The organism is Bacteroides gallinaceum, from assembly GCF_030373775.1.
Lineage (GTDB): Bacteria > Bacteroidota > Bacteroidia > Bacteroidales > Bacteroidaceae > Phocaeicola > Phocaeicola excrementipullorum.
This window is the reverse complement of the sequence record NZ_JAUDEN010000078.1, coordinates 1-925: the sequence shown is the minus strand read 5'-3', so window position 1 is coordinate 925 and position 925 is coordinate 1. Positions and strand designations below refer to the sequence as shown.

Here is a 925-nt window from a genome sequence, read left to right as displayed (position 1 = left end):
TCATTAGTGTCCACTAAAAAATCATAGAAGTTCTTTGAAATAATTGAAATTCAATTTGTTATAAGTGTTTTGTGAGTCAACGGATTTGAATTTACTTTTGCGGTATTAATCAGATCGTTATGCATAAAGACAAGTTCGTTTTTGCTCAATTAACCCGATTTCTTGATCGTAATCACTTCAACTATCTCGTAAAGAAGTATGAAGGCGACAAATATATCAAAAGCTATACCTGTTGGAATCAGTTGCTTACGATGATCTTCGGTCAGCTATCCAATCGAGAGAGCCTCCGGGATCTGGTTGTGGCTATGGAAGCACACGCTGGGAAACTCTACCATCTCGGGATCGGGAAATCTGTAACACGAAGCAATCTCAGTAAGGCTAATGAGCAACGTGATTACCGTATTTTCGAGGAGTATGCAACATTCATGATTGCCGAGGCCCGCAAGCGTAGAATCAATAAGATATTCGAACTTGACGGTCATGTTTACGCATTTGACTCTACAACGGTTGATTTGTGTCTGTCGGTGTTTGAATGGGCTAAATTTCGCAAACACAAAGGCGGAATAAAGTTGCATACGCTCTACGATGTTGAAACGGAAGTACCTGCTTTTGTGCATATTACACCTGCCAACATTCACGATTCAAAGGCTATGCCTGAGATTCCATACGAATCAGGAGCGCATTACATATTCGACCGAGGGTATAACGATTTCAGTAACCTTAATACGATAAATCGTATAGGTGCTTTCTTCGTTGTACGAGCCAAAACAAATGTACGGATCAAGCCTAAAACCTGGAAACGAAGATTGCCGGAAGGTGTAGTTTCGGATGTAATAGGATGCTTTACGGTTTATAAAAGTTCTAAGGATTATCCCGAAGAACTTAGAAAACTCATCGTTGAGAATCCTGAAGACGGTACACGATA

At 40.2% G+C, this 925-nt stretch carries 1 protein-coding gene; it reads left to right on the top strand.

What is annotated here, in order from left to right:
- Window positions 1–119: 119 nt before the first annotated feature.
- Window positions 120–925: IS4 family transposase (locus QUW60_RS15030; RefSeq protein ID WP_289561507.1), on the top strand; the 806-nt coding region annotated here is incomplete at its 3' end.